14 protein-coding genes are annotated in these 22343 nt (G+C 43.9%); 9 read left to right on the top strand and 5 right to left on the bottom strand.

Annotated features, from left to right (window positions below; genetic code table 11):
• Positions 1-216: 216 nt before the first annotated feature.
• From PHF18_RS06065 to PHF18_RS06050, 4 genes are all read right to left on the bottom strand, one after another.
• The gene (locus PHF18_RS06065; protein ID WP_300099792.1) at positions 217-468 is read right to left on the bottom strand and encodes a protease inhibitor I42 family protein; all 252 of its coding nucleotides are present in this window, start codon (positions 466-468) and stop codon (positions 217-219) included.
• A gap of 204 nt (positions 469-672) precedes the next feature.
• A complete protein-coding gene (locus PHF18_RS06060; protein WP_300099763.1) occupies positions 673-4356 on the bottom strand; it encodes a PKD domain-containing protein in 3684 nt (1227 codons plus the stop codon).
• Entirely contained in the window at positions 4343-4954 is a 612-nt protein-coding gene (locus tag PHF18_RS06055; RefSeq protein WP_300099761.1) for a hypothetical protein, read from the bottom strand. Before PHF18_RS06055 ends, PHF18_RS06060 begins: the two co-directional genes overlap by 14 nt.
• A 518-nt stretch (positions 4955-5472) precedes the next feature.
• The gene (locus PHF18_RS06050; protein WP_300099758.1) at positions 5473-7632 is read right to left on the bottom strand and encodes a cache domain-containing protein; all 2160 of its coding nucleotides are present in this window, start codon (positions 7630-7632) and stop codon (positions 5473-5475) included.
• Between the two features lie 578 nt (positions 7633-8210).
• On the opposite strand from PHF18_RS06050, the gene PHF18_RS06045 reads away from it, so the two are divergent.
• Positions 8211-10259 carry a DUF4157 domain-containing protein gene (locus PHF18_RS06045; protein WP_300099755.1) on the top strand — a complete coding sequence of 683 codons (2049 nt, stop codon included), beginning with the start codon at positions 8211-8213 and terminating at the stop codon, positions 10257-10259.
• A 225-nt stretch (positions 10260-10484) separates the two neighbouring features.
• On the opposite strand, the gene PHF18_RS06040 is transcribed toward PHF18_RS06045, so the two are convergent.
• Positions 10485-11555, bottom strand: coding sequence for an IS110 family transposase (locus tag PHF18_RS06040; protein ID WP_300099752.1), 1071 nt, complete (start codon positions 11553-11555; stop codon positions 10485-10487).
• A 533-nt stretch (positions 11556-12088) separates the two neighbouring features.
• Between PHF18_RS06040 and PHF18_RS06035 the strand changes: the two genes are divergently transcribed.
• From PHF18_RS06035 to PHF18_RS18060, 8 genes are all read left to right on the top strand, one after another.
• On the top strand, positions 12089-14407 hold the full coding sequence (locus PHF18_RS06035) for a DUF4157 domain-containing protein (protein ID WP_300099750.1): 2319 nt from the start codon (positions 12089-12091) through the stop codon (positions 14405-14407).
• A gap of 260 nt (positions 14408-14667) precedes the next feature.
• Positions 14668-17037 (top strand): ATP-binding protein, encoded by a 2370-nt coding sequence (locus tag PHF18_RS06030; RefSeq protein ID WP_300099747.1) that lies wholly within the window; start codon positions 14668-14670, stop codon positions 17035-17037.
• A 115-nt stretch (positions 17038-17152) separates the two neighbouring features.
• Complete coding sequence (locus PHF18_RS06025) at positions 17153-17752, top strand: DUF4255 domain-containing protein (RefSeq protein WP_300099744.1); 600 nt, start codon at positions 17153-17155, stop codon at positions 17750-17752.
• The gene (locus tag PHF18_RS06020; protein ID WP_300099742.1) at positions 17753-18388 is read left to right on the top strand and encodes a hypothetical protein; all 636 of its coding nucleotides are present in this window, start codon (positions 17753-17755) and stop codon (positions 18386-18388) included. It begins immediately after the preceding gene.
• A gap of 1162 nt (positions 18389-19550) precedes the next feature.
• Positions 19551-21107, top strand: a complete 1557-nt coding sequence (locus PHF18_RS06015) for a phage tail sheath family protein (RefSeq protein WP_300099739.1) — start codon at positions 19551-19553, stop codon at positions 21105-21107.
• Between the two features lie 149 nt (positions 21108-21256).
• Positions 21257-21694, top strand: a complete 438-nt coding sequence (locus PHF18_RS06010) for a phage tail protein (RefSeq protein WP_300099737.1) — start codon at positions 21257-21259, stop codon at positions 21692-21694.
• A 76-nt stretch (positions 21695-21770) separates the two neighbouring features.
• On the top strand, positions 21771-22136 hold the full coding sequence (locus tag PHF18_RS06005; protein WP_300099734.1) for a phage tail assembly protein: 366 nt from the start codon (positions 21771-21773) through the stop codon (positions 22134-22136).
• Positions 22091-22315 carry a DUF6760 family protein gene (locus tag PHF18_RS18060; protein WP_367279151.1) on the top strand — a complete coding sequence of 75 codons (225 nt, stop codon included), beginning with the start codon at positions 22091-22093 and terminating at the stop codon, positions 22313-22315. The genes PHF18_RS06005 and PHF18_RS18060 overlap by 46 nt, the downstream gene beginning before the upstream one ends.
• Positions 22316-22343: the final 28 nt, after the last annotated feature.

Below are 22343 nucleotides of genomic sequence, written 5' to 3'. Positions count from 1 at the left end.
ATTAATTTATTTTACCTGATTGCGGTACTGGTTTGCATGTATCTTCTTCCCGGGCAAGCCGATCCCGTGCAGTGCGGCTCAAGGAGACGAAAACTGAAATATTCTCTTCGGGATCACGGATAGACCAACCAATTAGTCAGAAACTATCTCCAGACAAAAACGGCATAAAATAAAAAAGTAAAAAGGATGGAGGGACACAAAAAGTGAAAATCTATTTCAGACAACTTCGACATTGAGTGTGAAATTATCCTCAGTCCCGGTTGTATCCTTCCAGGGTTGTTTGTATATTTCTTTTACCTGCTGGCTGCCTTGATTAATGGCTTTTATTTCCCATTGATGAATCCCTGGAACACCAGTATAACCTTTAGGAGCTGGATCCTGAGTATACTCATCACTGAGGATGGTGACCCCCTCGTTCAGGTTGAGTTGCCAGAAATAGACTGTGGACGGATTTTCCCTGAGTTTTATGGAAAAAGTCTCTCCATTTTAGAGACTTATGCTTGTTCCTCGTCAGCTTTGGTTATTACCTGCTCTGTTTCCACGGTTGTATTAGTTAATTTAAAAGGTCTTTAAGCCGCTTGTTGTCTTTTGTTGGAGACCTTTAAACTGCACTGTCAGGAGAGATAATTCTGAGGGATATTGCTACTGAAATTTACAGCAGGATGTAATGGTTCAGTTCTGGAGAGTGCCTATAAACTGACCAAAGGCGATAGGACTTTTCCCTGCAGGCACAGTGGCTGTAACATTGTTCGTTGCTGTATCAATTACAGAGATATTATTAATGTTGTAGTTTGTCACATATACCTTTGTTCCATCCGGGTTGAATGCAACTCCCCAGGGACCTTTACCTACATTCACTGTGGCTGTAACATTGTTTGTGGCTGTGTCAATTACAGATACCTTGCCGCTGCCGTAGTTTGTCACATATACCTTTGTTCCTGCAGGATTAACTGCAACTCCTCGAGAGTAGCTTCCTATTCCTACATTCACTGTGGCTGTAACATTGTTTGTGGCTGTGTCAATCACAGAGACATTATCACTGCCTGAGTTTGCCACATATACCCTTGTTCCATCAGGGCTGACTGCAATTCCCTGAGGATTAACCCCTACATTGACTGTGGCCGTAACAATGTTAGTAGATGTGTCAATTACAGAGACATTGTTGCTGCCTGAGTTTGTCACATACATCTTTGTTCCATCTGGAGTGACTGCAATCCCCCAGGGACCTTTACCTACATTCACCGTGGCTGTAACATTGTTTGTTGCCGTATCAATTACAGAGACATTGCCGCTGCCGTGGTTTGTCACATATACCTTTATTCCTGCTGAGTTCACTGCAATTCCTTTAGGACCTCTTCCTACAGGTACCGTAGCTATAATCTTGTTTGTGGCAGTGTTAATTACAGAAACATTATTGCTGCCGTGGTTTGCTACATATACCGTCGTTCCTGCAGGATCAACTGCGACTCCCCAGGGATGAATTCCTACATTCACCGTTTCTACAACAGTGTTTGTAGTTATGTTAATTATAGAGACACTGGAGTTGCCGTAGTTCGTAATATATGCATATAGCTCCGGGTCTTTAAGGACATTGATTGTAACATCGATTGAAGCTGTATTGTAGTTTGTAGTATCTGTAGGGGTGAAATCAACATGCAGTATTTGTGTGCCTGCACTTAGTACAGTTCCTGCTGGTGGATTATAAATGAAAGTTCCAGACACTACATTTCCATTATACGATGCAGCAGCATTTAACTGAGTACTACTCAATGCTGTTCCATAGATTATGTCAGCAGGGTTATCCCAGGCAATTGTAGGAGCAGCTTTTAGGACATTGATTATGGCAGATGTTGAATTTGTACCATTTACATTGGTTGCTTTCAGGAAAACAGTATAGTTTCCCGCTGCAAAGTAAGTGTTCACCGGATTCTGCTCAGTTGAAGTATTACCGTCACCAAAGTTCCAGTCCCAACCTGTTGCATTTTTCGATAAGTCTGTAAACTGGGCTGAGAGAGGAGCATAACTTCCAGTGACATTGCTACTAAAGTTGGCAACAGGAAGTACTATTGGGATCTGAACAGTATCGGGAGGGATAGTATCGGGAGGAATAGTTATTAAACCGGTTTTTGAAGATTTGCCCTTTGTATTACTTACCGTAAGCGTTACGTTGTAATTTTGTGTTGGTGAAGGGTATGTGGGTTTAGGGTTGTATGTGTGTACAGGGTTCTGGACTGTTGAATTAGTTCCGTCTCCGAAGTCCCAGTTCCACTCTGTAGGGTTTCCTGTGCTTCTGTCAGTAAAACTGACATTTGATGGGTCTTTTTCTGAGGTAACATTGCTAAAGTTTGCAACAGGAAGTACCGGCTCAAAAGGTTTAGGATCGGGCTTGGAAGGTTCAGGATCAGGCTTAGTGGGAAGAACAGTTATTAAATCAGTTTTTGAAGCTGTACCGTTTGCATTACTTACTGTAAGCGTTACATTGTAATTTCCTGCTAAAGAGTATATGTGTACAGGGGTTTGGACTGCTGAACTGGTCCCATCTCCGAAGGTCCAGTTCCACTCTGTAGGGTTTCCTGTGCTTCTGTCAGTAAAACTAACTTTCAGTGGTGCATTTCCTGAGGTAACAGTGCTAAAGTTTGCAACAGGAAGTACTGGTTGTGCCGGGAATGAACCTATGAACTTACCAAAGGCAGCAGGGAGTTTTCCTACATTCACTGTGGCTGTAACATTGTTAGTGGCTGTGTCAATTACAGAAACATTATTGCTGCCTGAGTTTACCACATATACCTTTGTCCCATCCGGAGTTACTTCAACTCCCTTCGGATTTTCTCCTACATTCATCGTTACTGTAACATTGTTTGTGGCTGTGTCAATTACAGAGACATTGTTGCTGTTGTAGTTTGTCACATATACCTTTGTTCCATCAGGGGTAGCTGCAATTCCGTAAGGACTACTTCCTACGTTCACTGCGTCTATAAGAGAGTTATTTACAGTGTCAATTACCGAGACATTATTGCTGTTGTAATTCGCCACATATACCTTTGTTCCATCCGGGTTGACTGCAACTCCCCAGGGACCTTTACCTACATTCACCGTTGCTGTAACATTGTTTGCTGCCGTATCAATTACAGAGACGTTATTACTGCCTGAGTTTGTAACATATACCTTTGTTCCATCCGGGGTAACTGCAACTCCATAAGGACTTTTCCCTACAGGCGTAGTGGCTGTGACATTGTTTGTGGCTGTGTCAATTACAGCGACATTATTACTGCCTGAGTTTGCCACATATACCTTTTTTTCGGCCGGGTTAACTGCAACTCCCCAGGGACCTTTACCTACATCTACCGTGTTAGTAGCGTTGTTTGTGGTTGTGTCAATTACAGAAACATTAACAGAAACATTATTATTCACTGAAACTCCAACAGGCCAAATTCCTACATTTATCATGCCTATAGAAGAGTTGTTTGCGGTGTCTATAGGAAAGTTGTTTGTGGTGTTAATGACATAAACATTGCTGGAGTTATCGGACTCGTTGCCTGAGTTAGTAACGTATACTTTTGTTCCATCAGGGTTGACTGCAACTCCATAAGGGCTGTTTCCTACAGGTACCGTGGCTGTAACATTGTTTGTAGTTGTGTCAATTACAGAGACAGTATTGCTGCCAGTGTTCGTAATATATGCATAAACATGAGATGCCGTTACTGAAGGCTCATCTGGTGGTTCTGGAAATGTTATTATGGCAAATGTTGAATTTTTACGGATTATATTGTTTACAGTCAGGGAAACGGTATAGTTTCCTGCTGCAGAGTAATTATGCGTAAGATTTCGATCGGTTGAATATTTTCCGTCTCCAAAATCCCAGTACCATCCTTTTGCATTTTGTGAGAGGTCTGTAAACTGCACAGAAAGCCCAGTAGCGTTGCTGCTGAAGTTTGCAACAGGTTTTTCATTGCCTGGCATGGAAATAGCAATTATGGCCAATAATGCTATACATATCATGCATGTAAGGATCTTTTTAGGAGTCGGCCAGATTAAGATCTTTAACAAGTTCTCAGTAAATGTGGTCTCATAAATCGACTGTAATTTTTCCCGAAAAGATCCTGATCCCTTTGCTGACGGACTACCTTTTACCGATTTTATAGTATTTTCCAGTGAATTCTTGAAGTAGGGATTGTTATCAAAATATTGTTCAAGCTGATCATCCGACATATTTTTAATCTTGGCTTCGAGTAGCTTTTTTTGTATTTGTGTAAGGCTTTTGATCAGCTTTTTAGTCGATTCCTTGACTACGATGCTGACAAACATCTGGATGAAAACCTTTACAATAGCCTTTACATCCTGCTTAATGTCGCTCATGATCTAACCGCTTGTTGTTGACTTTACTATCAATCTCTTTGCAGATCCTTTCCTCACACGCTTTCAGATTCTTTTCCAGTTCACTGTTGAACACATCCTGCAGGCGGTCGAAAAAGCTCCCGAATGTCACGTCTGTCGAGAATTTTTTTCTCATATCTCCGCATACATTCCCAATGCACACCGTGATCTTTTTAACCGAAGCGTCTACGCAGCTTTTTGTGCAAAAGGCAGATTTTTTATCCAGCTCAAAATCAGCATCCTTTATTTCCTCGACTGCCTTATTACATGCCTGTCCCATTTTCTGCTTAAAAGACGGGGCTATTTTTGCCAGGTAGCTGTTACTGATCGCCTGCTTAGCCGTGGAGCATGTTTCGTCTGAAGCAGTCCTGAAGGCACATTTGAGGATCTCTTCCATTTTTTTCACTTCGATATTATCGAAGCCCGTATTCCTGCATTCCTTGACCCCTTCTATAAAGCCCTGTTTAATACCTTCTCGAAGCCCTTCGTTGAAACCCTCATCTATGCTTTCACAAATGTCGTTAGCAATCTTTTCGTAGCTGCTGCAATAACCATTTAAAGAATCTTCTATTCCCGTCAATTATGATCCCACATTAGAATACTATAATTTATTACGTGAAGTACGTTGATCCTGGTGATGGATTTCATTTTAATACAGGACTTATGCGGTTGATGCCATGACGTCAGCGCTCAATATCGTAAATCTAATAAAATTGAATATCGTCATAGTATAAAGTACCGGTATACTTATAAAAATAAAATATATAGTATTGTTAAAAATAATAAGGCTGAGTGAATTGCCGGATTTTCTTGCAGGTCTTCATTTGAACCGATTAATGGCTTGGTTGTCAGCTTCGTGTTTCCATACCCGTGATTCTAAAGAGTAAATAAAGAGTAAATAAAGAGTAAAAGCAAGACTGCGAAACATGCCGCTTGACTTTACTTTTATATTCGCGTTCCATTTCCATCTTTTTTCAATCAGGCATCCACTATTCTGGGACCATCGAGCCTGCAGGACTCTTATTCATAAAAATAGAATTAAATCCTCATTACTTCGAGGACCAGGTAACAGAATTAACCTCCAAAAAAATTGTCCCGTTAATAGAAATTCATGAGCGTGATCAACAACAGGACCCCCGTGATGATAGGCCAGTACAGCACCTTCACGTACAGGTTGTCTTTTGCATCAATAAAGGGGATATCCACGTGGGACGCAAACAATATAGAATTAAGGGAAACGGCAAGGATTGCTAGATATAATATAAGGTAGAAATATTCAAGATAGATGACACTGTCCGTTGGAATTTTAGCTCTGAGGGAGGAGTGGGAAATGATAAGGACAAAAAAGAGGGAGGCACAGTAGGCCAGGACTCCGGAAGAACTGAACCCGAACTGTTTTTTCTTATCTTCCCTGGTCGTTATCGAAAGCACCACAAACAGAAGGATGGCTACCACCATTATGGGCAGCAGGTCGGAAACAAATGGAGACTTGAGGTCCCTTTTGACATCAACGTTGAAGTAAAGTTCGGATACGTTATCGTGTTTAAAATCTTTTACCCCGAAATTGGTGTTATAGGAATTTTCTCTGTAACTGAAAAAGGTTTTTTGTGGTTTCCAGCCTTCAAGCACGAGAGAGTCTTTCAGGCCTGGACAGCTTTCCGGAGTCAGATTGTAATAGGAACCGAAGTCCGGGACCAAGACGCTTTTTTCAGACGCGTTGTTCCAGAATTCGATCCAGACATCTTCCTCATCAAACGGGTATCTGGAATAATCAAATTGCTGGCGCAGAGTAGTCTTGAAACGCCAGCCGATAATACCTTTGTCCTCATTCACATAGGCTTTTTCAATTATTGTTTCTTTTGATTCGGGGAAACTAAAGCTTGGAGAAATCATCTTAGCATCCAGCTCTGAAATATTTTGCCAGACGTACCCGGTCATGGTGACGTCATTAGCAGTCGAAAACTCAAGGGACTGGATAAAAATCCCGGTGGGAACCCTGGGGGCTTTCGGGTCCGTATCGTAGTGCAGCAGTACCGTTTCAACGTCGGCCATGTCGAAGACAACAATATCCTCATTCCTATCTTCAAGCAAGGATTCACTTAAAGTAAGGTGCCAGACGGTGCCCATTCCCAGGATGCAGAGGAATGAAAAAATAAGTGCTAACATCCAGAGAATTCTATCATCATACCTGTAAAGGGATACAAAAAGCACGGACAGGAAGAACAAAAAAGCAAAAGTTGCGAGGATGAAACGGATAACGGAGCAATCCTGCTCTATCTTTTTATCCAGCAGAACTTCTTCCTTGGGAAGGACAACCCCCACGGTCCAGTTTGTAGTCCAGTTTATAGAAGAGATGTTTTCGTAAAATACCCAGGAAGATTTCCCTGTCTTGTTACTTCTTATAGAGTCGTCTGTTAAGTCGTATGTTAAGTCGTATGTTTTGTTCTTGCTTATTTTCTCGTATATAAGGCGAAGATTATTTTTGTCTTCGTCTCTGTTTTTTTCTCCATTTTCTTTTGCCAGTTCGTGAATGTTTCCGAACAGATACTCCTGGATAGGATAAGAAATGATCACTCCTTCCTGAGAGAGAACGAAACCGTAACCCGTTTTTCCCAGTTTAAGTTTCCCTACCTGTTTTCTTACCCCTTCAAGGAAATAACTTGCACACACAACTCCTGCAGCTTCACTCCCGTTCTTGAATTTCGGAAGATAAAAAGGGGCCGAATAATCGATCTGATATGCGCCGTCTGCGATTCCGAAATAAGGCGAATTCCATCCCGCACACCCACTTTTCATAGGATTGCGGTACCATGCCGCTGTTTCTTCACTGCTATTCGCGTAATCGTATGGAAGCGTAGAAGATACATCGAGTTCCGAACCGTTTCTTTTGCAATGAATCACAGTCCGATTCCCGTTATGGACGTCAGGGGAATATGCAACGGCAATGCTGAAAATATTTGGATTTTTCTCAATTTCAGCCCGGAAATATTTATCGAGCGTAGAATCGTTAAGTTTTCCCGAACTCAGATTCTGTGCAACCCCTGTGGTAAACAAGCGCGTAGAATTAAGTTCACTGGAGATATTCTTCGACGCATTACAGGCTGTTTTGTTTGCCTCTTCCCCTGCACATTCCAGAATTTTGTCGTCCGTATTATTGCTGTACTCATATCCTGCATATACCATCAGCAAAAAACTGAGTACACAGAGTAGTAATGCAATACGAACTATCGGTTTTCCCCAACTATCCGATGCAGTCATATTCATCTCTCAAATATCGACCACTTGTTGTGAATTTCTGCTGAAACACAGGAAACTATAGCTAAGGAATGATAAAAATATAACTTCTAAATTTCAGTTTGGGAATTGATCTATAGTTCCATTTCCCCCAATAACCATTCTTGGCAACAAAACCCCTCTATATTATATTTGAATCATTCCTAAGTACTGAAATATTAAGTACCAAAATTTTTGGAGAAGCTTATCAACTCTCTCACAAATTTTCTGGGGAATTTATGTAATCAGGCGATTTCGAGCGGCATATTTCAAGTGATTGAATTCAAGTTATAGTATGTATGTCCGTATATAAAATACTAAGTAACAGTCCAAATTTTATAACTTTTTATTTATATATCAGGAAAAACAAGCACAATCTCGGAAAAACGACCTGTGACGTTAACCAAAACTTCACATTCTTGTTGTGGGATCTCTGGACTCTTTCTTTAAATCAAAATAATTTTACCCAATATGAAATCTTATTATACTGTTAAGGAGTCATATATCACTAATTTTTGAAGTATTCTATAGCCAGCCGTTCAATCTTCACAGGGATGTTCCCCATGCCCGAGCACCAGCAAATCCAGCAATCCAAAAAACCGGACCCTACTTTTCAAAAGCAATCAACCCCCGCAAGCCAGACGCCTGTATCAAATCCTTTTTCTATCATCCAGCGTGCAAAAATCAATCCAAAATCCCTTACCCATGCTGACGTAATGCAACTCCAGCGTACCATTGGAAACAGGGCAGTTGGCATGCTGCTTACAGGTATCGGGAATACTTCCACAGTTCAACAGGCACCAGTTCAGAGACAGGAAATCCCGGAGGAAGAAGAACCGCTTCAAGGCAAGATGATTGAAACCATCCAACGGCAAGAAATACCTGAGGAAGAAGAGTCATTGCAGGGCGTGTTTGGAAAGGAACCTGAGGGAGAAACATGTCCTTCATGCATGCAGAGGCAGGAAATTCCAGAGGAAGAAGAACCTCTTCAAGGCAAGTTTGAAAACAAGCCTGAAATGGCCTGCTCTTCGTGTTTCGCAGCCCCTGTATTGCAGAGGCAGGAGATACCAGAAGAAGAGGAACTTCTTCAAGGAAAAATGATAGGAACCATCCAGCGCCAAGAGATTCCAGAGGAAGAAGAGTCATTGCAGGGTAAAATGATTGAAACTGTCCAGAGGCAGGAAATTCCAGAGAAAGAAGAAACGCTCCAAGGTAAATTTCAAAATTCAGGACAAGTAACATGCCCCTCTTGCTCCGCTGTTTCTTTAATTCAAAAGCAGGAAATGCCCGAAGAAGAGGAACCTCTTCAAGGAAAAACGATCGGGACTATTCAACGTCAAGAAATCCCTGAGGACGAAGAGCCATTGCAGGGTAAGATAAAAGAGACTATACAACGCAAAGAAATTCCAGAGGAAGAAGAATCACTTCAGACAAAGAGGGGAAATAACACCGGAATGCCTGATAACCTCAAGGCTGGCGTGGAAAATTTATCTGGAATTGATATGAGCGATGTAAGGGTGCATTATAACTCAGATAAACCTGCTGAAGTAGGGGCGTTGGCGTATACTCAAGGGACTAATATTCATGTAGCTCCGGGACAGGAGAAGCATTTGCCACATGAGGCCTGGCATGTGGTGCAGCAGGCACAAGGGAGGGTCAGACCTACATTACAAATGAAGGATATATCAATAAACGATGATGTGGGATTGGAGCAGGAAGCCGATGTGATGGGGGGAATGATTGGGAATATAGCAGAAACTGATAGGAAGAAGGTAAGTACATTAGGTAGAAAAGAGACGAGTTCATTAAATGGTATGAGAGTGACGCAGCTTGCAGAACAAGTATTCGACAGAGAAGCATTCGAGAACCCAGTAGATTTCCTCAAAAACAAACGTTATATGATGGGCCAAATCCGGGAAGAAATTGGAAGCAGCGGAATAACCGGTGAAGTTCAGCAACGTCTAGTAATTAATCTTGGCGTATCGAGTGGATGGCGAGATAGAATGTTTGCTGACCTAATAGCAGAAAATATGAACGAACTTTCACAAAGTTTAAGAACTACGGTATTTGGCATCACATCGGCTGAAAGATGGGTCAGAGAGCACTCATTAGCACTATACAACCACCCGAATATTAGGGAAAAATATTTGTCACGAGTTCGAGCGCCAAGAGTTTCGCAAACGTCAGAAGAACACGGGCACACTTATCACTATGATAGTGGTCGAGTAAGAATCACCACGGAAAATTTGAGTGCAGTTGGATGCAACGATCCTAATGATCAAAGATATGCGATGAACGAAGCGAATGGACCACAAAATGAAGGTTTTGTTAAAGGTCATCTAAAGGAATTTAATCGTAAGGACCATATGTACTGTGATCATGTACATGTGGATAAAGATCAATCACAACCGATAGATATATACAAATCAAGAGATGAATTTAATCAAGCAGTACACTATGACCCAATTCCAGAACACAGGAAAGACAAAATAAGAGCATTTTTGACAAATGTGTCGGATATTGTTGGTCGAAACAAAAGAGAAGAGGATGCACGTGCGTTTCTAGCTAGTTCTCAGGACGTTAATTATTGGTCAGACGAAGCACGTTTATAATAAACCCTCATAGATTAGTAGCCTGACCTAAACACCTGTGGATGTGACTTTGTTCTCCGAGCAAATGGCCGAAATTTGTGGTATATATTTGGCATGAAAGTACCTCTGATTTCACACTCCGGACCCTCATTCAGAATTTCTGATTATGTTGGAAGCAAATATAGCATTTTTGTCCTGTTAAATCGAAGCCAGGGTCCGGAATGTGGACGTGAGGATACTTCGCCTTCACTTAATGTCAGGTTTCTTTATTTCAACAATTGCAAATATTTCACTAATTATTGAGATACGTTCATCAACTGAAAATATCTCGGTCTCAACAATTTTCCTCCTTTTAACTTCTCCCTTGACATATCCCGTTTCATCTTCGTACATCTCATCATTTGTGATAAGGTGCCATATTATTATTGCAATTTTCCTTGCGAGGGCAATAATTGCCTTTGCATGTCCAATTGACTTCTTTTTTCTGTTAAAAAACTCTTTTAACTTGCTATTTTTTGTTCTTGCTGCTGCCTGAGCAATCTGTGTTAGAATCCACCTTGCTACCTTTGATCCTCTCTTAGTGATCCTTCCATTGTGGTATTTATCTGCAGATTGGTACACATTAGGAACCAGTCCAAGCCATGAAGCAAGCTTGTCCCCTGAAGCAAAATCCTTAAAATTGTCTATTTCAGCAATTAGAGTTGCCGCACCAAGTTCTCCTATACCTGGAACAGACATTAAAATTTCCATTTCTCGCTTATGATTTCCATAAGCATAATTGAAAATTTCTTTTCCCAAAAGTTCGATTGAATCGTCAAAATTCTTTATCAGCTTCAAACATATCTGAAGCCTGATTGCAGCACTCTGGGAGATTTCTCTGTCCAGGAGTTCTCGGATCTTAGCGCTTTTTTGTACAAGTTTGTGGCGAAGCCGAACGTATGAACGATATTCTCTGTGTTTTTTTGGGAAAACTCTTGAGGGTTGAACCATGTCATTCAGTGCAAGTTTTGCAATGACTTCGGAATCTATCTTATCAGTCTTTTTATGTGTAAATGCTTTCATGTCGCGAGCATTTCCAACTATAAAAGGCAGATGTTTTATTAATGAATCATGAATCGGAACCCAAAAGTCACTTGTTGATTCACATGCAACAACGTCACATTTTTCTGATGTAACCCAATTTCTAAGGCTTAAAATTCCATCTTCGTCTCTGTCGAAACGTTGTTGTTGTTTTTCACCGGATCTGCTGAGGATAGTAGCAATCAAAAAACGTTTGTGGATATCTAAACCGCAAGATTTGTTTATTTCTCCTGCCAATTTACATTACTCCATCATTTCTAGGACAGTAGAATTACCTAAAAGGCAATTTGGCATCCGTGATCAAAGTCACATTTGAGCCTTCGATGGCAATTCAATGGTTAGTTTTTCTACGGCTTCGAAGAGCCAAATAAAAGACAACCTTCCTGCCCTAAGAGAATGATGGAGTTAATATACAAAAAAGGTAAGTGAAAAGGACTTTCATTTATTTGGGCATGTTATTCGAAGAATTTCATGTGCGTTTTTCTTAACAAACTCCCAAAAAGCCAAGACCACAAGCCGGATTCTGAGTTGAAAGAAAAAACGCAGGTTATCATTCAAGCAGGGGAACTATACAAAAATAGTGATGAACATCTTCTGGATGATCTGTAGCAGATAGAAAGCGCTTATCCAGAATTCAATAAAAAAGGAAACTGATGATGGGGCGAATAGCTGGTATTTTGTAGAAATGTTCTTTCGGAAGCTGAAGGAGTCCGATTACACCGGCTATATGCTGCGGTTCTGAAGTTCATCATTTTTAAAATTTTCTTAATATGAAATGTTCTTATACTGTAAAGGAGTCATATTTAATCAATTTTATTCAGGTATTCTATAGTCAACCGGTCAATCTCCACAGGGATATTTCCATGCCCGAACATAAGCAAATGCAGCAATCCAAAATACCGGATTCCACTTTTCAAAAGCAAGCAACTCTCGCAATCCAGACTCATTCATCAAATCCTTATTCTATCATCCAGCGTGCCAGAATCAATCCGAAATCCCTTACGCACGCTGATGTAATGCAGCTCCAGCGTACTATTGGAAACAGGGCAGTTGGCAGGTTGCTTTCAGGTATCGGAAGTCCTCCCACAGCTCAACAGGCAACTGTTCAGAGACAGGAAATCCCGGAGGAAGAAGGAACATGTCCTTCATGTATGCAGAGGCAGGAAATTCCAGAGGAAGAAGAACCTCTTCAAGGTAAGATGATTGAGACAATCCAACGTCAAGAAATCCCTGAGGAAGAAGAGCCATTGCAGGGCAAGATGGCAGAGACTGTCCAACGCCAAGAAATCCCTGAGGAAGAAGAGCCATTGCAGTGCAAGATGGCAGAAACTATCCAACGGCAGGAGATTCCAGAGGAAAAAGAACCTCTACAAGGTAAGTTTCAAAATTCAGGACAAGTAATATGCCCTTCTTGCTCCGCTGTTTCTTTAATTCAAAAGCAGGAAATCCCAGAGGGAGAGGAACCACTTCAAGGAAAAATGACAGGAACCATCCAACGTCAAGAAATCCCTGAAGAAGAACCTCTTCAAACAAAGAGGGAAAATAATACAGGGATGCCTGATAACCTCAAGGCTGACGTGGAGAGCCTGTCTGGACTTGATATGAGTGATGTGAGGGTGCATTATAATTCGTCAAAACCTGCTTATGTAGGGGCGTTGGCATATACTCAAGGGACAGATGTTCACGTCGCGCCAGGACAGGAAAAGCATTTACCGCATGAAGCATGGCATGTCGTCCAGCAGGAGCAGGGGAGGGTAAGACCGACGGTACAGTTGAAGGAATTGGCGGTAAACGATGATGCTGGTTTGGAACGGGAGGCGGATGTTATGGGGGTAAAGGCATTGGCACAAAGAGCACAACTTCAAGGTGTGTCGGAGGAGCAGGAACCGTTGCAGAGTGAGTTTGTACCAGTGCAGCATGCGGGACCTGACCTAGCGATAGTTTATCCATCACAAAGCCGATCTTTCGGGATCCAAAGCCGCACTGGTGAGCAACAAGACTGTAATCAACGAAAACCCCGCAAAGCAAAAATGAGAGTGGCATCCTTGACTATGCAAAGACGCATTCAAGTCGCGGACGAGTTGTACGAGAAGAACATCGAACCTCTTGCCAGATTTCGATTTTCCCCTACAGAGATTAATGCCTACAAAATTATCAACAATGCAGACGCCCCATTAGTCACCTTCAATACACGGGATGAATTGATCGCTCTTGTTAGGAAGGTGACCCCATTTTTGGACTTTTTCCAGCCGGAACTTGGACAGTTGCCTAATCCGGTGGCTTCCGGTCAGGTCGTGGTGGCATTGGCGCAGCAAAGCGAAAAAAACCGTAACGGACACGCTCTCGCCCGGCACGGACCACAAATGGGCCTTTCAAAGCTGCGTGATCGACTGACCACGGGCTTTGTAGAGGGGCAATTCGCTCCAGCCGGTGCGATGGGATTTGCCACGGGCTTCGTCTCACATGATGCATTTCTTATCTCCCTAAAGGCTGCGATTTTAAATATTCAGGCCGCCTACCACACTACTGCCAACAGATTCCAGCCATTGGTAGGAACGCTAAAGCAAGATATCCGGAACTTAAATGGGCTTGCCGGCGCACAATTAGGCGAACAAAAAAGAAGAATTATCATCGACGCCAGGGCCATAATGAGATTTGTCGAGGATAACAGTCTGAACAATCCTAATGCTACTAGTACCACATTGCTGCCAGTTACGATCGATAGAACAATTTACACCGGAATAAAGAATTTGAATCACAATGAGGCCGATAATATCGACGGATTGCTGCATTTCTTTGATCGCTACAAGATCGTGTTGTCCAATGCAGAACAGGTTGGGAGAGGTTTACGGGTGCAGGAAGCGGAAGTGGGCAACCCTAAAGCAACCGTGGTAAATCCGGCTTTTCCACTCAACGGAGTATCTGAACCAATTTTCCGAGCCGACCAACTACAGTCGATGGGTCAAATTCGGAACACTTCCACGACTGTGAATCCTCCAAGTACACAGTTTGTTTTCAACTCAAACGTATCCCTCTGGCAGGTACCACAACATTTTCCCGACAATGGCACTCCAGGATGGCGTACCTGATGCGTGCCGGGTTGTTTTCGCGAGGTAAAGGAATAGAAGCGCAGGGGCGGGAACAATGTTCCCTCTTAAAACAAAGTGACTGATAGCAAAATGAACTAGCGATTTCTATTGCAAACCACTGATATTAGAATCGGACTCCAACCGCCAGTGCAAATCCCGACTCGAAGCCCCTCCTCATCGTCCTCTAACCTACTACCACTGCATCTCCCACTTAGTGACCTACTGCATAATTAGCAACCACTCCCTTCAGGATACTGAAAATGAGTTACATAGAATGCGAGTATTCAGCTGAATTTACAAAAAGTCAGGGCCATAAACAGGATGCTGAATTGAAAGAAAACAGGCAGGTTCCCATTCAAGCAAGAGAATTCTACAAGAACAGCCCTGAGCACCTACAGGAAGAACTGGCACGTATAGGGGCGCTTATCCGGCTTTTCCTTGAAAAAACCGGAACTGAGGCTGGGGAGGAAAGCCAGGACTTTGGGGGGCTGTTCATTTCGGAAGCTGAGGCAAACTCCATTTTACAGGCTGTGTGCTGCGGTTCTGCAACCTGTGGGGCGCAGGGGTTGAAATCAGAGGAAATTGAGGCGTGGGAGAGGACGATTAGCAGGAAAAAAGCCGAGAGCCTGAAGAGGGGGATTGAGTTGAGGCTGCACAGCTTATCTGAACTCTTTTCCCTGACGCCTTTTGAGAGGGATGTCCTTTTGATCGGGCTTGCCCCGGAACTTGAAGGGCGCTTTGCAAAGCTCTACGCCTACCTGCAAAATGACCTGGCAAAAAAGCAGCCAGCGGTGGGAATGCTGCTTGAGCTGCTCTGCGCCGGCCTTGAGGAGAAACTTGAGGCAAGGGGGTACTTTTCCCCTTCTGCCCCTCTGCTGAGAAACAGGCTTATTTCTCTTGTGGGGGACGGGGCGGATGAAAATCCTCCCCTGCTGTCAAGGACCGTTAAACTGGATGAGAGGATAGCGGCTTTTTTGCTGAATTCGGATAAAACTGACCCGAAAATTGCCCGGTTTTCAACGCTTGTAAAGCCTGTCAGGTCTTTTGGCGACCTGATTGTCCCGGCCGAGCATAAAAACTGCCTGCTTGAAGCGGTAAAGCGAAGGATTGAGGAAGATTCCAGGCTTATGTTTTTCTTTTACGGACCGTCGGGGACAGGAAAAAAGCTTGCGGCTGAGGCGTGTTGCAGGGAACTCGAGGTAAATTTGCTTCTGGCAGATGCCGGGGCTTTTCCGAAAAGTAGTGAAGGTGAAGCTCTTAGCTTGATTTTACGGGAAGCTCTTCTCCAGAAGGGGGCGGTTTTCATTGAAAACTTTGACGCCTTATGGGGGCGCAGTCCACATGGGCAGGATTTGGATTCAGGTCTTTCAAGTTTTGACCCAGGTTACGGCACTTCGGGCTCCGGTTTAACAGGTTCGGACCTCTCAAGCTCTGGCTTTTCCGGTTCAGGCCTTTCTGGCCTTGTTAGGGCACTTGACTCTTTTCCAGGGCCTGTATTTTTATCAGCGGGGCAGTTATGGGAACCCGGGAGTGCCCTGAAAAACAATATTTTTATCAGCTGTGCTTTTCCCCTGCCTTCTTTTGCGGATCGAAAACAGCTCTGGGAACTGTGCCTGGAAAACTTCGAAAACAGTTCCGGCGAGGCAGACATAGAAGACCTTGCTGCCAGGTTCAAGCTCAGCGGCGGCCAGATAAGGGATGTGGTCTCAACTGCGCAGGGCTTTGCCGCCTCAAGGGGGCGGGAAAAGGTAGTCCTTTCCACGGAAGACCTCTACAGGGCCTGCAGGAACCGTTCCAGCTTAAAACTCAACTCCCTTGCCCGAAAAATCAATCCCCGGCGGAAATGGCGGGATATTGTCCTTGCTGAGGCGGTAAAAGAGCAGCTTGAGGAGATCTGCGCCTTTGTCAGGCATAAGGAGACCGTCTACTCCGAATGGGGGTTTGAAAAGAAGCTTTCGCTCGGGAAGGGGCTGAATATCCTTTTTGCAGGCCCTTCAGGCACTGGAAAGACTCTGGCTGCTGAGATCATTGCAGGGGAGGTGGGGCTTGACCTCTACAAAATTGACCTGTCAGGCATCGTGAGCAAGTACATCGGGGAGACAGAGAAGAATTTGAAGAAGATCTTCGGGGAAGCTGAGACCTGCAATGCAATCCTTTTCTTTGACGAAGCCGATGCCCTTTTCGGGAAACGTTCCGAAGTCAGTGACTCCCACGACCGCTATGCAAACATCGAGGTAAGCTACCTGCTCCAGCAGATGGAAGAACATGAAGGGACAATCATCCTTGCAAGCAATTACAAGAAGAACCTGGACGATGCCTTCCTCAGGCGGCTTCAGTTTGCCGTGGAATTTCCCATTCCCGACGAAGCCGCAAGAAAAGAGATCTGGACTGGTATGTTCCCTGAAAAAGCCCGGCTCGGGGAAGATGTGGACTTTAATTTCCTCTCAAAATTCAAGCTCACTGGAGGGAACATCAAAAATATTGCCCTGCTTTCCGCAGTCCTGGCTGCGGATAGGTCCGGGGTCATAGGGATGAAAGAAATCCTGAGGGCTCTGAAGCGGGAGTTTCAGAAAATGGGCAAAATCTGCACCCCTGCGGATTTCGGGGCTTATTACGAGCTGGTGAAATGAATATAAATTAGGAAGATAGATTAGGAAGATAAATTAGGAAGATAAATTAGGAAGATAAATTAGGAAGAAGTGGGTAAAGAATCTGCTATTTAAATTCAATTAGCAAGAGGCATAAATGTCTGATTATACGGCGATAGCTGATGTCGGGGAAACCCTTGTAGAACTTCTGAGGGGAAACATGCAGGGCCTGATACCTGCGGATTCGATAGCTCTTGTGTCCCCAGGGGAAATTGAGGGCAAGGATAACATCCGCCTCTCACTCTTTCTCTACCAGGTTAACGAAAACATCAACCTGAGAAACATGGAAATGGAAAACATGGGACCTTCAAGGCTCAAAGCCCCACCTCTTGCCCTTGACCTTGACTACATGTTGACATCATATCCATCTCCGGGAATCCAGGACAGGACCGAAAGGACCGAAGAAGAGCACAGCATCCTGGGAAGAGCCATGCAGGTCATGCACGATAACTCCGTCCTCGCCGGCTCGGTTCTGAAAGGGAGCCTTTCTGCACATGATATCGAACTGCACGTGGCAGTCACTTCCCTGAGCCTGGACGACATGAGCAAGATCTGGAGCACCTTCAAGGAAAAAAGCTTCCGGCCCTCAGTCTGTTACCAGGTAACGCCAGTGAAAATCGAGTCCTCACGCGAAAAGAAAATCAGCAGGGTTACGAGCGGCCCTCAACAGCAAACCCCTGAAAGGAGGGAAAAGTAAATGGCTCCTCCCGAAATGGATTCAGCCAGCAAGGGCCTTAAGGAACGGCATGAGTACGTTTTTTCCTGCCCATCCTCTTTCAGCCTGTCCTTCGCGGTATGGCTTGTTGATGACTACACGCAAAAAGAGCCTCTCGGAGAGGTAAGGGTAAGTTTGAAAGAAGAAAGCATAAAAGCTGTGAAAAACCTGAGCAGCTACTATACTTTTTCAGGCCTGCCCGAAGGTGAGTATACTTTAAGTGTGGAGTCTGCACTTTATTTTTCCGAGGAAAGGGTAGTTGATACTCGCTCTTTTGCAGGTTCAAAGGAACCTGTTGTGAAAATTATCCTAAAACCGAGGCCTCTGTACCCTTTTCCTAACCGAGCAACTCTTATAAGAGGCCTGTTTACCGCAGATATCGGGCTCCCAGAAGGCATAACAGTAAAGGCAACATCAAAATCGGCAGAGTGGAAAATCCAGGAAGTTATTCAGGGAATTCCTGACGAAAAAGGAGAATTTGTTCTCTATTTCAGGGAAGCTATTAAGGGAAAAGCTGATGTTGTCCTTGAAATCAAGGGCGAGGGAATTGAGATAATAGTTCCGGCATCTGTAGAAGAAGGCAAAAGCACGTATACTGGAGTCATTTCAATTTCCTGAAAATCACCTGAAAATTTATACCCCTCATTTTTTGCTCCTCATTTCTCATTTTTTGGCGGTTCCGGATTAATCGGTTGATATTGTTCAGAATATCCGAAGCTGGAATCTTTTGTTTTTCTGTTCAACTCATTGCAGGGCTGCAATCGTCTCGTCTGCCATGCAAGAAAAAAGTAACCGACGAATTCATACGGTCACTAAGAGAAACTGAATTCAGAATTGTCTTCCCTGTCCGAAGAATACTTTCCTTGATCTCGGGAACCTCATTTAAATTCACAGGTAAATATAAGCGCTTCCGCCAGCTTGTCTGGCGGCCCTGCAAAAAAATAAATAAAGATTTGAAAGAGAAATAAAGACCTGAATTTCTTCCTCTTTTGTCTTTTTGGTTCTCGTTCTCACTTACAAGCGTCTCCAGCAGCTTTCAATTTCTAGCTTTTATTTTTGCCTTTTTTCTTCTTTCCTTTCTCTTTTTTCTGGGAAAGACCGCTCTCCTGCGTCGAGCGTGGCAGGAACGACTCAGGAGAGCGAATATGGTTGTACGGATAAGAAATATCCACAATTTAGTCCGCCTGAGTGCAGATCAATGCTAAAACCCATAAATTAGCCTTCTTGAGCGAAACTCAACGCTAAAATCCACATTTTAGAAGGCATGAGTAATAGCAGGATGAGTCAAATGCTTTTTCGCCTAACTAAAAGGAAAAAATTGAAGACTACGAGAGTAATTATTCAGGACTACAACTAATCAAAATTATTGCATACAGTTCATCGGAAATATTGCATACTATAAATACTTGTTCAAATTATTCTTCTATATGGCAAATATTTCCTGAATATGGGCAGGAAATCGCCAGGTTTACAATTATTCATGAGGATATTTTAGGTATTTCAAACTCATCCATTAAAAACCAGGGAGTATTTCCTTAAATTTTTTTGTTTTTAGGGGTGATTTTTAATAGCTATTTAGAAAAATTCAGTATCAATAAATCTTAAATTTCAACAGCTAAAACTAATTCTTAATATATATAATATATATGTTAAGGCAAATCTAAATATTCATATACTATATAAAAAATAAGGAAATTATCAAAAACAAATTCTAAATGTTCATAAGATCCGGCAGATTCCGGGTTTTGAGAAATTAAACGATCTTAATGGAGAGCTTAGTATGCCAGAATATCTTTCCCCGGGCGTATATATAGAGGAATTCGAAATTGGCGCAAAGCCAATGGAAGGAGTTTCAACCAGCACCGCAGGGTTCCTGGGAGAAACCGAACGGGGCCCAACAACCCCCTGCTTTATCACCGGTTGGCTGCAGTATCAGCGGGTCTTTGGCGGTTACTTCGGAAACGACAAATACCTCCCGGGCTCGGTAGACGGATTTTTCAAAAACGGAGGACAGCGGTGCTATATAGGCCGGATTGTCAAAGCCGGAGAAAACCCGGCCACAACAGCCAGCTTAAAGCTGAAAGTGAATGGAGAAAATGCCCTGACAGTAGAAGCCGTCGGGGAAGGAGCCTGGGGAGCCAGGGTTGCAGTGCAGCTTTCCAAAGGGACCTTCAGCGGATTCAAACTGGACGTATTTTACTGGAAAGTAATACCCGCCTCTCTGTACAACCCTTACAAAGAGACGAAAACCCAGCCGCGTCCGGCCATTGTCGAGTTTTTTGACAATGTATCGATAAATGAAACGTCCCCGGACCATTTTGAAAAAACCGTTAACGGGATTTCGAATTTGATAAAAATCTCGATCAAGGAAGGGGATTCCGCAGAGCTGCTGGGTGCCCTGGAAGCTCCATCGGAACTTGAATACCTTGCAGATGGCAGTAACGGGGAAGGAGATTTCGTCCTTTCTGACTATGAACGAAGCGCTCCTGCAGATGACAAACCCGGGAAGAGAAAAGGCCTGACAGCATTCAAAGGAATTGAGGACATCTCAATCATTTATGCCCCCAACGCTTATTCGATCCCCGGCCTGGTGAGCTCCCTTATCTCGCACTGTGAAAACCTCAGGTACCGCTTTGCAATCCTCGATGCTAAACAGGCGGATCAAGACGTTTCCAAACTGGACCCGAGAAGCGACAATCCCACAGACTATGCAGCTTTCTATTACCCCTGGATCAAGGTCATCAACCCGGAAACCGGAATGCTGCAGCTTATGCCTCCCGGCGGGTATGCTGCAGGCATTTACGCCCGCAGTGACACGGAAAGGGGGGTGCACAAAGCTCCTGCCAACGAGGTCGTAAAGGGAGCCTCGGACCTTGAGTTCCAGATCATGAAAGGGGAACAGGACATTTTGAACCCTAGAGGAGTAAACGTCATCCGGGCTTTCCCGGGGAGGGGAATCCGTATATGGGGAGCCCGCACCCTTTCTTCCAACACCCTCTGGAAGTACATCAATGTCCGCCGTCTTTTCATCTATATAGAAGCGTCCATAGAAAAAGGGACCCAGTGGGTCGTGTTCGAGCCAAACGACGACCGCCTCTGGGCAAGGGTAAGGGCGACAATAAACCAGTTTCTGACAGGTGTCTGGAGGAGCGGAGCCCTTATGGGGACGACCCCGGAAGAAGCGTTTTTCATAAAATGCGACCGGGGCACAATGACCCAGGACGATATCGATAATGGAAGGTTGATCTGCATTATAGGCATCGCACCCGTGAAACCTGCGGAATTTGTGATTTTCAGGATAGCCCAGTGGCAGGGTGGCTCTGCAGCTACGGAATAATTGCTGGACAAATTACTGAACAAATTACTGAACAGTAATCTTTCAGCACAGGATAGTAAACCCATTCAATAATCTTTCAGCACAGGATTGTAAACCCACGAGATTTCAGGAATGATTAGGACAGGACTTTGAAAAGAGGAGAATAAAATATGGCCGACAGAGTAGATCCCTACAGGAACTTCAGGTTCAGGGTTGAGATTGACGGTATTGGACAGGCAGGGTTCAGCGAATGTACGTTTGCGGATACATCGACTGAGGCCGTTGAATACAGGGAAGGAAACGAGCCTCCCACGTTCAGAAAACTTTCTGGCCTTACCAAATACGGGAATATTACCCTGAAATGGGGTATCACGGATTCAATGGACCTCTACACCTGGAGAAAGGCGATCATAGATACAGGAGCAGAGGGTGCAAGAAAGAACATGTCCATCATTCTGATTGACGAAGCAGGAAGTGATAAAGCCCGCTGGGATATTGTACAGGCATGGCCGATAAAATATGACCCTACGGACTTCAATGCCAAAAACAATGAAGTTGGAATAGAAACGCTCGAAATCGCCCATGAAGGCTTTACCCGAGCTTCCTGAAAGTAGATACTTCTTAGAAGCTTCTCCTTCATATTAATTTTTTTAAAAAACAGGCTTCTTATTCGGAGATGATGCCATGACATTTCAAACGGAATTTGAATTTACCCTGCCCAAAGGCTATGTGGACGGCGAAGGGAACCTGCAAAAAAAAGGAATCATGCGGCTTGCAACGGCCGCAGATGAGATCCTGCCCCTGAAAGACCCCCGGGTGCAGGGAAATCCTGCATACCTGACAGTGATCCTGCTTTCAAGAGTTATCACGAAGCTTGGAGGTCTGCAGATTATCAGCACAAAAGTGATCGAGGATCTCTTTGCTTCGGACCTTGCCTACCTGCAGGATTTTTACGGCAGGATTAACGACAGCAGCAGCGCAAGCATCAGGGCAATCTGCCCGAAGTGCGGGAACGATTTCGAGGTGGAAGAATATTCTCCGGGGGAATAAGGGGCTACCCCCTCAACAGAATTTACGAGGAGGTAGCCTTCATAGCGTATTATTTCCACTGGACCCACGAAGAGATCATGAATCTGGAGCACAGGGAGAGGCAGCGCTGGTGTGAGGAAATTTCCCGAATAAACAGGGGCCTGAGCGGAGAAAAGCAGAGAAGCATTCTGGAAGTGTGACTGTCACAGATAGAAGGCGAATATTGTC

The sequence above is a fragment of the Methanosarcina sp. genome (assembly GCF_028693135.1).
GTDB lineage: Archaea > Halobacteriota > Methanosarcinia > Methanosarcinales > Methanosarcinaceae > Methanosarcina.
The sequence above is the reverse complement of the archived record's forward strand: the minus strand, read 5'-3'. Positions and strand labels throughout refer to the sequence as shown.